11 protein-coding genes are annotated in these 10,933 nt (G+C 44.9%); 5 read left to right on the top strand and 6 right to left on the bottom strand.

The features are described 5' to 3' along the window. Positions 1–13: 13 nt before the first annotated feature. The 4 genes from ACQY6I_RS07540 (at position 14) to ACQY6I_RS07525 (ending at position 4,003) form a co-directional block, all read left to right on the top strand. A complete protein-coding gene (locus ACQY6I_RS07540; protein ID WP_428240861.1) occupies positions 14–2,467 on the top strand; it encodes a two-component system response regulator in 2,454 nt (817 codons plus the stop codon). A 115-nt stretch (positions 2,468–2,582) separates the two neighbouring features. Next, positions 2,583–3,437, top strand: a complete 855-nt coding sequence (locus tag ACQY6I_RS07535) for a hypothetical protein (protein WP_428240860.1) — start codon at positions 2,583–2,585, stop codon at positions 3,435–3,437. Positions 3,438–3,493: 56 nt separating this feature from the next. Beyond that, entirely contained in the window at positions 3,494–3,745 is a 252-nt protein-coding gene (locus tag ACQY6I_RS07530; protein WP_428240859.1) for a hypothetical protein, read from the top strand. A 36-nt stretch (positions 3,746–3,781) separates the two neighbouring features. Then, positions 3,782–4,003 (top strand): hypothetical protein, encoded by a 222-nt coding sequence (locus tag ACQY6I_RS07525; protein ID WP_428240858.1) that lies wholly within the window; start codon positions 3,782–3,784, stop codon positions 4,001–4,003. Between the two features lie 359 nt (positions 4,004–4,362). Here ACQY6I_RS07525 and ACQY6I_RS07520 read toward each other — a convergent pair whose 3' ends face one another. The 5 genes from ACQY6I_RS07520 to ACQY6I_RS07500 all read right to left on the bottom strand — a co-directional run bounded on the left by ACQY6I_RS07520 (position 4,363) and on the right by ACQY6I_RS07500 (position 9,270). Continuing rightward, positions 4,363–6,222, bottom strand: a complete 1,860-nt coding sequence (locus ACQY6I_RS07520) for a hypothetical protein (protein ID WP_428240857.1) — start codon at positions 6,220–6,222, stop codon at positions 4,363–4,365. A gap of 273 nt (positions 6,223–6,495) precedes the next feature. Next, positions 6,496–6,930 (bottom strand): COG4315 family predicted lipoprotein, encoded by a 435-nt coding sequence (locus ACQY6I_RS07515; RefSeq protein ID WP_428240856.1) that lies wholly within the window; start codon positions 6,928–6,930, stop codon positions 6,496–6,498. 877 nt (positions 6,931–7,807) lie between these two features. Further along, entirely contained in the window at positions 7,808–8,179 is a 372-nt protein-coding gene (locus tag ACQY6I_RS07510) for a DUF4288 domain-containing protein (protein ID WP_428240855.1), read from the bottom strand. 247 nt (positions 8,180–8,426) lie between these two features. Beyond that, positions 8,427–8,585 carry a hypothetical protein gene (locus ACQY6I_RS07505; protein WP_428240854.1) on the bottom strand — a complete coding sequence of 53 codons (159 nt, stop codon included), beginning with the start codon at positions 8,583–8,585 and terminating at the stop codon, positions 8,427–8,429. Positions 8,586–8,688: 103 nt separating this feature from the next. Further along, positions 8,689–9,270 (bottom strand): helix-turn-helix domain-containing protein, encoded by a 582-nt coding sequence (locus ACQY6I_RS07500; protein ID WP_428240853.1) that lies wholly within the window; start codon positions 9,268–9,270, stop codon positions 8,689–8,691. Positions 9,271–9,393: 123 nt separating this feature from the next. On the opposite strand from ACQY6I_RS07500, the gene ACQY6I_RS07495 reads away from it, so the two are divergent. Next, a complete protein-coding gene (locus ACQY6I_RS07495; RefSeq protein WP_428240852.1) occupies positions 9,394–10,140 on the top strand; it encodes an SDR family NAD(P)-dependent oxidoreductase in 747 nt (248 codons plus the stop codon). A 141-nt stretch (positions 10,141–10,281) separates the two neighbouring features. Here ACQY6I_RS07495 and ACQY6I_RS07490 read toward each other — a convergent pair whose 3' ends face one another. Then, positions 10,282–10,734 carry a hypothetical protein gene (locus tag ACQY6I_RS07490; RefSeq protein WP_428240851.1) on the bottom strand — a complete coding sequence of 151 codons (453 nt, stop codon included), beginning with the start codon at positions 10,732–10,734 and terminating at the stop codon, positions 10,282–10,284. Positions 10,735–10,933 lie beyond the last annotated feature (199 nt).

The following is a 10,933-nucleotide window of genomic DNA, read 5'->3' as shown; positions in this document are numbered from 1 at the left end:
AAGGAGCACTGAAATGTTGTTTTCGGCATCCAGAGAGAATCGCGTTAACCTGCTGGTGGTTGATGATGAGCCTGCCAACCTGTTGATTCTGGAAGAGGCGCTTAAGGGGTTTGGTAACATCATAACCACTATATACAGTAGCGAGGTCGAGGAGCTGGCTGAGCGCTATCAACCAGCAGTTGTATTGCTCGATATCGAAATGCCGATCATGGATGGTTTTGAGGTGTGCCGGAGACTCAAGAAAAACCCAATCACTCAAGATTCAGCTGTAATTTTTATTACCTCTCATAGTCAATCAGAATTCGAGTATCACTCACTGTCTCAGGGCGGTATAGACTTTATCAGCAAGCCGCTGGATATGCAGTTGTGCCAACTGCGTGTAAAAAATCAGATCATGCTGCAACAACATGCCAAAGCATTGAAAGAGGCGAGAGAAGACCTCAACGATCTGGTCTCCCATTTGCCGGTGTTTATCTCCTTCTGGTCGAGCGAGTGGGAAAATCTGTTTTGCAATGACTTTCAAGGCCAGTGGTTTGGTATGGATGCCGATACAATGGTCGGACAAGATGCCGCCAAAGTATTGCCCAGACCATTGCTGCGGGAGATACTGCAGGAACTTGCCCACAACTCCAGCGACGCTGCCGTATTCAGTGTTCACCTGCCTGATTTCAATGAAGGCATAGAGGACATTCAGGTGTATCTCTCGGCAAAATATAACGATACCGAATTGTCGGGTTTCCTGCTGACGCTGGTAGACGTAACCGAAATCAATCGCACCAAACGTAGCCTGTTTCTGGAAAAAGAACATCTCAAGGTCACCCTTAATTCTATCGGTGATGCTGTGATCGCGACTGACGTCAACGCCGTGATCACCTTTATGAACCCCATTGCCGAGCGCATGACCGGTTGGATGTCCCGCAAAGCGATTGGTCGTGATATCACTGATATCATGAATCTTAAAGATGCCTATACCCAGCAGAACTGCATAAATCCGTTGATGATGGCGATTCAGGAAAAACGTATTGTTGCCATGGCATTGAATAGTCAGTTGACCAGCATTGATGGTGTGGTATATCGGGTCGAGGATTCGGCAGCACCCATCTTCAATGAAAAAGGTGACGTTATTGGCGGCATAATTGTATTTCACGATGTTAGTGAAACAGTTGCCATGGCAGTGAAAATGAGTTACTTGGCAAACCATGATCAACTGACGGACCTGCCAAACCGAATATTACTGCATGACCGGATTATTCAGGCTTGTCAGATTGCAGAATCCCATTCCACGATGGTCGCATTGTTTCTGATTGATATTGATCATTTTAAGTATTTGAATGACTCACTGGGCCATCATCATGGAGATGTACTGATCAAACAGGTGGCAAAACGCTTGCAAACACTCGTCGATGTCGGGTCCACGCTGGCCCGTACCGGGGGGGATGAGTTTGTCCTGGTAGTGCCGGATATCGAGTCTCCCGGCATCATTGATACCATTGCCACTAGCATTATCCAATGTATGCAGCAGCCGTTTGCCATTAACCAACGCGAATACACCTTAACCGTCAGTATTGGCATCAGTGTCAATCCGACCGACGCACGCTCAGAAAGTGGTATGATGCGACATGCCGATGTGGCCATGTATCGGGCCAAACAACATGGCCGCAATGGTTACTGTTTCTTCTCCCACGACCTTGAGACCGATTTATTGAAGCGGCACGAAGTTGAGCTGTTGTTGCGGGATACCCTGGAGCATGACCGTCTGGAAGTGTATTTTCAGCCTCAGTACGACCTTCGTACCAGGCAGATCAATGGTGCCGAGGCACTGGTGCGCATGCGCGACAAACACGGGCAGCTGATTTCGCCATTGCAGTTTATTCCACTGGCTGAAGAAACCGGGCTGATAAACCAACTGGGTTTACAGGTACTGAATAAAAGCTGCCTGGCGGCTAAAAAATGGGCAGATATGGGCCACAGTATCCGGGTCTCTGTCAATGTTGCCGCCAAACAGTTTGCCAACATCAACTTCTGGGACGAAGTAGCCACCGCGCTCGAAGCCACCCAACTGCCCAGTCGGTTGCTGGAGCTGGAACTCACCGAGAGCGCCCTGATGCATGATTTTGACAAAACCAGAGGCATCCTCGAAGAACTCTCTGAGCTTGGCCTCTCTATTGCTATTGACGACTTTGGCACCGGCTATTCCAGCCTCTCATATTTGAAAGCCTTTCCGATCGACGTACTCAAGATTGACCAGTCATTCGTAAAGGATATGCTCAACGACAAACAGAGCGAAAATATCGTCAAAACCATCATCCACCTCGCCAACTCACTCGAGCTAAAGCTGATCGGCGAGGGTATCGAATACGAACAACAACTACAGCGATTATTGGAAATGGGCTGTGAAACAGGGCAGGGGTATTTGTTCAGCAAACCCATTACCGAGCGGGAAATGACTGAGCTCTTGATGAGATAATGAGTGCTCGCCAAGCCCTCCAGCGGTGAATCGATAGCACGGTTTTCCAGATGGTTCCTAATCATGGTTGATGTGCCATATTGGCTCACCGTCACTAACTTGCTACGATGCCGGCATGAAAACGACCCTTGAACATCTCCCCAGCGACAAACAGCGCCAACTGCATCGGGCTGTGGCCATTATTGTCGAGACCGTAAAACCGGAACTGCTCATCCTGTTCGGCAGCTATGCCCGTGGTGATTGGGTGGATCATCTTGAAGACGACGGCGTGCATTATCGCTATCAAAGCGATATGGACTTTCTGCTGATCACCAAAAACAGAGCCCTGGCCCGCAAAGTAGAGTTCAAGGAATCCCTGAACAACCGCTTGCGCCGGGAAGTGCGAACCCCCGTCAGTGTGATTGCTGAAGACATTCATTTTGTGAACGCCCGGCTGAGCAAAGGGCAGTATTTTTTTGCCGACATCTACCACGAAGGCATCCTGTTACACGACACCGGCAAGCTGGAGTTGGTGGAGCCGAAAGAACTCTCCCAGGCAGAGCGGAAAATAGAGGCTCAGGGGTATTTTGATTACTGGTTAAGTGCTGTGAAAGAAGAAAAGAGTATTTACCAGTTTTCATTCGAAAACAGTTTTAATTCCAGGGCGGCTTTCTCGCTACACCAAATAACAGAACGCCTTTATTCCATGATCCTCCTGGTATTCACTCACTACAAACCCAAAAGTCATGACCTCGAAAAACTACGAACCATGACTGGCAGTTTACAACCCGAACTGCTATCGGCATTTCCGCAAACCACGCCCTATGAGTGCGCCTGTTTCGAACTGCTGTGCCAGGCCTATATCGACTCCCGTTACAATCCCGACTACAACATCAGCGCCGAACAACTGAACTGGCTGGCGGAGCGAGTCGACCATTTACAGCTCCTGGCTGAAAAATACTGCCAGGACAAAATCGATCAGTTTAACTGATGAAGTAATCATGAAATCGATATTACTACTCATCGTGTTTTATTCCCTCAATGGTCATGGCGGAAATTCATAAAGAAGCACAAGTCTGTGAAGATAGTGGCAAAATATGTTTCCTCTGGTGGCCCAAACTTCCTGAGATTAAAGGCTGGCACCAGGGTGTCGGATCCAGCTACCGCTATCGATTCAATGCACACGTGCCCGACCAGTACACATTCGCAAATGCTGAAGCTGTCATGTATGCCAATGCGGAGTACCAGGATGCATCGACCGAAGCGCAAACACTTGAAGCGTTCATCGTGACGTCTTAACAACAGTTTATCAGCGCTGCACCATACACAGTTGATGTGAGCAAAACCGGTGAACTCATTTCAAATGGCAAACAAACATTCTTCAGCGAATCTTGTTTTCCAAAAGGGGAGGGGAACTGGGAGCAAGTATATTATGCCGAGGATTACGATCATGATGGCAACCAGTACTACATCATTTTTGTACTAAGCGCCCGCTCCAAAGAAGGTTATGAGAAAAATATCGGCGCATACAAAGAGTTTATCTCGCAGTATCAATAATAGCGTGGTTTGAGGACTGCGACGGCCAACCACCGTATTGGGTCAACCATATATTTGGGAAAGTGTGCGCGAACTGGGTTGTAAGTGTGGTTGGTAATGAAAGAATGCCATGTTATACAGAATGAATAACAACCTTTGATATGGACAGGCATCCAGTGGACCTCTGAAAAATGACGTGTGTTGCGCAGGCTTTGTCAGCTACGTCAGAAAACGGCTCCCTCTCTCATCCTTATTTAGTCGAGTAAACTGCGGAGCTGTGCTTGTTGGCCTGTATAAAGAACTCTTATTTTTCAGAGATCCTCTAAAAGAACAATAAACCGGAGCGTGACCAATATTTAATTCACGCTCCGTAGCACTGTTTAATATATTGGGTTTTCGTAGCTATAGAAAAAGTGATGCAAGAGGTAACTCAAACCATCTTCAATAAAGTTATCATAACTCATAGTGTATAAAAATGTCTGATCCGCTACTCCATCATTGTTTTTATCTTCATTGTATAGGGTGGACAAACGATTACCGTTGTCATCATAGGTATAGGTATACTGATAAGTATAATCAATGACACCGTCAACATTGTTGTCTCTGGTATATTCACTACTTAATATGTTGCCGTTGTTGTCATAACTATAAGTATACGTCTGTTTAAAATTGATGCTGCCATCACCGCCATTATCTTTCATATATTCTTCAAAGACTTTGTTTCCAGCTTCATCATAGCGATATGTCTTGTCGATAATGGTATCCACAATACCATCATAATTGCTGTCTACTGTTTGTTTATAAGTCAGCACATTACCATTCTCATCATAACTATAGATGTGAGTCCTAACGTAATCTATGTCGCCATCCCCGTCACTATCTTTTGTATAATGTGTACTCAACTCGTTGCCATTGTTGTCATAAATAGAGCTATAGAAATCACTGCGCTCGGCTGTTCCATCAGCGTTTTGATCCGTCTGACGCTGATAAGTTAGCCGATTACCATCAGCATCATAGGTGTAGGTTGAGGTCCTTTGGGAGTCGATCCTGCCATCTGTGCCCCTGTCCGTAGAATAAATATGTGTCAGCGTATTGCCTGCATTATCGTAGCTGTAATGGCTGGAATACACGTTATCAGCCCCGCCATTAGCATTAGTATGCTGATACCTGATTTTCGAAATCAGTCTGCCGTTGTCGTCATAGTTATAAGTGGTAAGGATTGTGGATTCATTAGTGCCATCCCCATTCTTATCTTCCTGATAAATATTAGACGTTGGTTTTCCGTTAACAAAACTATGTTCATAGCTTTCGACGTAGTCATTCTCACCGTCTGCATCGGAATCCCTGGTATATAGATCAGACAACGTATGACCCATCTCATTGTAGCTGTACGTCTGGTTACTAATTTCGTCGATGGTTCCATCGTCATCCCGATCATATTGGTTGATTCGACTGATGACCATACCATTCGTGTCGTACATATAGCTGATGATACGGTCGTCGTTACCATTATTGTCTTTGTCTTTCCTTACCGACTCTACCTGGCCACTTGCTGTATACGTGTAAGTGGTTGCTGAGTCTGCGCTGCCGTCATTATGAATGTCAGAGGTATTGACGGTATTTTGATGTGCCGGTATGACGATGCCAACGGCATCATAGAGAAATTGCAACGGTGTTGCCGGATCTATTTTGTTAATGCCATAACGATCTGAAAAATATAAAAAGGTGTTGTAGTAAAAATCACCCATGTTGTTATTGAAATCAAGTTTGGCATTGGCCAGTACGGTGTCCCAGCCACTGAGGTCGAGGCCATTATCCGGATTGTGATCGTTGTCCAGTGATGTCAGTAGCAGCATAATATTAGCGACGCGATCAAAGTTGGTCAGCGTTCCAAAAGCATTGAGGTTGCTATTTAATGCCGCCTCCGTACTGGGTAATGTGATATTGAATAAATCCATCGGAGTAACCTGCTCGGCGGCAGTTGTAGTTCCCAGCTCGATACTGCCAATACTGAACGTGACGCTTTCGCCAGTGTTGAAACTGAATTGTCCGTTATCTCCGGTGAGTCCTTCTTCTGTCGCTGTTTTAAAGTGCAATCCCTTAATAGAACTCAAGAAAACACCTTGTTTGGTCGAGCCTGTTGCATCAGGTGATTCAGCATCCGATGAGCCCGTGCCACAGGCCGTCAGTGCCAATGCACAGGTGCCGGAAAAAATCAGTGTACAAATACTTGCTTTCATTCAATCTCTCTCCTTACTTCAAAGCACATTCAATTGGAGGTCTCTGAGTGATAGTCTTCAGAGACCCTTAATAGTGTTGGTTATGGGTTAACGAATTTCTCAATAAAAATCGTGCGGGTTATGACCTTTTTTCCTGTTTTTATGTCATTAGTCACGGTGCGATTGATAGCCCTTGATTGACGGGTGGGTGTTGAACGGGCGCAGATAGCATGCCTTTTATCTGCGCCTGTTCGTTCAACTCCTGTCTCCACATCCGTGTATGGAATGAATGTTTTATTGATTTGCTTGTGCGGCGTACCACACGCCACCGATACCCTGGCCATGAGTGTCGCCCAATTTGTGATCACCCACCCAGGTGTACAATGGCTGATCTTTGTAAGCCCACTGATAATTGCCGTCATCACGTTCAATGATGCTGAAATCACCCCAGGTCTTGGCATTTTTCTGGGCTTTAAAAGGCGGCCAGTTTGCGGCACAACCGTTGTAACAACTGGACGTTGCTACTCCATCCTTGCTAAAGGTATAAAGTGTCAGGCCATTTACCGTCGCAAACACCTCACCGACCGAAGTATGAGTTTTTATAACGACTGTATCCGCCTTAGCCATCGTATGAGTGGAAGAATAGGAGGATGTGCCATAACCATCGGCAAAAGCATTCAAAGAGAGCAGAGAAAAGGCCGTGGTGATGAGCATCATATGTCGTTTCATGTGTTTTTCCTTTTCGGTTTGATTTCGTTGTCTTTAACTTAACGACTGAAACGTGTATTTGGATGCAAAAAAAATATTTTTTTATCTTACTGCTCTAATAGATAGCATCATCATTATTATTTTCCGGTATCCGCGAGGTATCATGAGATAAAAAATGAGATCTTTGTCACACTTGGTCGGGTGGATGCGTTCTTGGGGGCGCTGTCTGAATACACTAAGATCATGGTGTTTGATCCGTCAGTACCTCATGGGCGGAAAATAGCGGCAGATGCACCGGGCGATGGAATTGTCATGGAGACCGTGAAGTTGGAGTGATTCATTCGTTGGGGAGTGATGCTGTTGAGGGAGGAGAGTCTTTTGAAGAGATGTCCGGCTATTACAAACCCAAAAGCCATGACTTCGAACACTGGGCACTATGATCGGCTTTCTTTAATCTGCGCTACTGATATGGAAACATCTACCCGGATCATGATCCGCGCAGATGGTGATAAAGCTTTAAGACTTCGCATAACTAAAACGGTTTGAAAAACGCCACAGATATCGAAGTAAGTTTTCACAAAAAAGACATCTATTTTTTCGCTTTATGTATTCCACCGTAAATCAAAGGGGCCTCTGATAAATAGGAATAGTTTTGAAGCAGGCGAGGAAGCACCGATCACAACACAGCAATTTACGGGCTTAAATGAGGATGTGAGACTGGGGCTGACAACATCCTGCGCGAAAATAGGCCATTTTTCAGAGCTTTCCAAAGCTTCTTCTCTTGCATAATGCGTGCTTTGCAAAGCTTGCAACACCTTGTATGGGCTGGAGTGTAAGGGATGATTTTAGTGGAAGTTGCCACAAAAAAGCACCAACGGAACAGAGGTTTCTTAAGTGTTTATTCTCTAAATGCCCTGACATCTTTTACCATCGATTTAAGGTTTTTGAGCTTCTTGGGGTAATTTGATGCCCACATTACTTCTGAACCGTCTTCAAGTTTTTCATATATAGGTAGAAGATTGATTATTCCGAGGTACTCCCATTGTACTTGAACGCCAGTTTCACCTCCTTTATATGGTTCAGAGTGTTCGATACCAATTTTTTCTACTTTCTCAAAAGCTTCCTCTAACGTAAGCGCTTTGACTACTACTGTGTTTTCCCACGTTGCAAATCGGGCCTCTGGATCATTGTTGTGCTCATCTTCAATTTCGATAAACCGAGCCAAATATGTGCCGATATACCAGCCAACTGGTGAGGTGTTCTTATCCATGATGATACTCAATGTTTGCCATAGGTGAGTCCGTTGCTGCATTATTTATACTGATTTTGCAACAAGACCTGATATAAACTCACTATATAAATCTTTCATAGGTAAGTCATAGTCTACTTTTAAGCGCTTCGCGTGCATATACTGCCTTACCTGTGTTTGGGGTTATTGCTTCTTTTTCATATTCTTCCCAATAAACGCCGATATCACGTTTTTGCCAATTAGGTAGCTCATTAAAATTAATGCCGTTTTAGAACAGATATTCATTCTTCTCTGCAGCGGGCATTTTTAAGAATTTTGCTGATGCCTCGTTTGGTGATGCGCCATTACCTCTTGCATTCCAGTAGCAGTGAGAGTTGAGGGCATTTCTGTGCGCATTTTCATTTCTCCAACGAGAATAATCCGTCACTAATTACTGGGCTCGCTCACTTGAAGGTCAGCACGGAGTGCTACGACTTTGGTTTGCTTGTTAGCTTTAGGCGCTTCAAACATGATAATTTGTCTTTGACTTATTAATAGGCCACAAAGAATAAGCCTTTAGCAAGCTTCTGAGTAGCGCTTTCGAACCTGTGCGGTACTGACGCACTAAACGTAGTCAGTGTTTGGGGAGAGATAGGGATGCGCTTATCTGCGATATATACGGTCAATGTACCTTCTTCCAGCCAGACGTGTTTTAGAGAGCCCGATGTATTGGCGGAAAACAGCGTTTTGCCAGGAGACTTAAAATAAAAACGATATACTTCTGTCGAGAAGTGCCGGTGTTCGTTAGCAAGTAAATGACACACGAAAACACTGTCTTTCTTGCTGACAATATTGTCATCATCGGGGCTACTCGATCGAAGATTTAATGAATCTTCGGGCGGTTGAACCAAATCCCTCAGACTAATTTCCATAGCCCACGCTAGTTTAGTTAAAACGGCTAGCGTTGGGCTTGTTTTGCCCGACTCAATTTGCGCAATCATGGATTTGCTTACGCCAGACCGTTGAGCCAGTGCTTGTAAACTCTCGCCCTTCGCACTACGAAAACTACGTATAAAATTGCCAAGATAATCAAAGTTCAGATCATCCTGTTTATCTAGCTGAGACAGACTCATGAGGTATTTCGTCCGTTATATTGGATATATTCCATAATAGTGTAGATGACCTTCTGCCAAGATGCCACACTTTAGCCATCGACTTTCCCCACATAACGAAACCGACTTAAGAGAGTAAATAACATGAGCAAAACGTCAAAACATATAGTGATTACGGGTGGTAATTCCGGTATCGGATACGCCATTGCCGAATACTACTTTCAGCAAGGCCATCGAGTTTCCATACTGTCTCGTCAATTTCGTCAGCCCAATATTCTACAAATTAAATATCCTGACAGTTATTTTGGTTTTGAAGGGAATGTTGCGTCAGTCAAGGATATAGAAAGCTTTTACCGAGACTGCACGTCTAAACAGGGAAAGCTGGATGTGATAGTGGCCAATGCCGGAGTAGCCACGGCTGAGGCAATTAGCGAAGTAACCGAGGAAAGCTTTCAAAACACCTTTGACACTAATGTAAAAGGTGTATTTTTCACTGTTCAGAAATCGCTGCCATACCTTAACAGTGACGCGGCAATCACCCTGATTTCGTCTATTCAGGCTAGTCGAGGGGCAGGCGTTTGGGCAGCTTACGGTGCAACTAAGGCAGCCGTGCGATCTTTAACCCGGTCATTTGCTGCAGAGCTAGGCAAGCAAAACATTCGCGTAAACTGTATATCTCCAGGCGTTACGGATACTCCGATTTTGCAAAAATTTGGATTTGATGATTCGACGTTAACCGATATTTTAGATCAGGTTAAAATAGCAACCCCACTTGAGCGATTAGGAGAGCCCGAAGAGATCGCGCGAGCCGTCGCATTCATAAATTCAGCTGATGCAAGCTTCATCACAGGTGCAGATTTGCAAGTGGATGGGGGATTGGCGCAAATCTAGAGGCCTCTGAAAAATAGGAATAGTGTTAATGCAAGCGAGGAAGCCCCACTCGCAACACCGCAATTTACGGGCGTAAATGAGGGGGTGAGACAGGGGCTGACAACGTCCTTCGCGAAAATAGGCCATTTTTCAGATGGTTCCTTAAGTATTGGGCGCCACTACATAAGTAGTGCCATACTCATTTACCAGAGTGCCGATTTTGAATTGTTTTGGATTTACCAGCCTAGACAAAACCTCGTTGTCATTTTTACCCCAAACCACACCCTCAAAATCAAAAGGAAATGGAGAATTATTTTCATTGGGGCTATGTAGGTAGACTGCATCGTCGTAGGACTGCTCGTGAATAAACCACCAACTTTGAATAGGCCCACTCACCCTGGATTTGAAATCTTCAGCCATATTTAGAATTTCATAACCCAGGAAAATTGAAGCCTCACGGTTTTCAGGTCGCTTGTCTCCTTTGCCTTGAAAATCAACATGACAATGCCAGTAATCAAACCATCCTTTCGGGTCAAGATTGGAAAAGCTATTAAAAGCATAGCCTCTCATCTTGTCCCAGTATCTATTCATTCTTTTTTGGTATCTACGATCCATGATGTTTTGATGCCTAAGGTCTCGCTCACCCGAACATACAGTGGAGAGCGTTTTCGTGTATGGTGGCGCACAGCGAGCTAAAAAGTGTAGTAGTGCAGAGTCTTATATTGGCCGGATGTAATAGGGGATTCTCGTGGTGCTTGCAACAAAAAATGTCGACGGAATGGAGGTTCCACTATTAGCTGCGACAGCCTAAAAT

It is taken from the genome of Gynuella sp. (assembly GCF_050297175.1).
Taxonomy (GTDB): domain Bacteria; phylum Pseudomonadota; class Gammaproteobacteria; order Pseudomonadales; family Natronospirillaceae; genus Gynuella.
The sequence above is the reverse complement of the archived record's forward strand: the minus strand, read 5'-3'. Positions and strand labels throughout refer to the sequence as shown.

Coding starts and splice junctions, on each gene's coding strand:
- ACQY6I_RS07540 (WP_428240861.1), top strand. CDS start 14: ATGTTGTTTTCGGCATCCAGAGAGAATCGCGTTAACCTGCTGGTGGTT.
- ACQY6I_RS07535 (WP_428240860.1), top strand. CDS start 2,583: ATGAAAACGACCCTTGAACATCTCCCCAGCGACAAACAGCGCCAACTG.
- ACQY6I_RS07530 (WP_428240859.1), top strand. CDS start 3,494: ATGGCGGAAATTCATAAAGAAGCACAAGTCTGTGAAGATAGTGGCAAA.
- ACQY6I_RS07520 (WP_428240857.1), bottom strand. CDS start 6,222: ATGAAAGCAAGTATTTGTACACTGATTTTTTCCGGCACCTGTGCATTG.
- ACQY6I_RS07515 (WP_428240856.1), bottom strand. CDS start 6,930: ATGAAACGACATATGATGCTCATCACCACGGCCTTTTCTCTGCTCTCT.
- ACQY6I_RS07510 (WP_428240855.1), bottom strand. CDS start 8,179: ATGGATAAGAACACCTCACCAGTTGGCTGGTATATCGGCACATATTTG.
- ACQY6I_RS07500 (WP_428240853.1), bottom strand. CDS start 9,270: ATGAGTCTGTCTCAGCTAGATAAACAGGATGATCTGAACTTTGATTAT.
- ACQY6I_RS07495 (WP_428240852.1), top strand. CDS start 9,394: ATGAGCAAAACGTCAAAACATATAGTGATTACGGGTGGTAATTCCGGT.
- ACQY6I_RS07490 (WP_428240851.1), bottom strand. CDS start 10,734: ATGGATCGTAGATACCAAAAAAGAATGAATAGATACTGGGACAAGATG.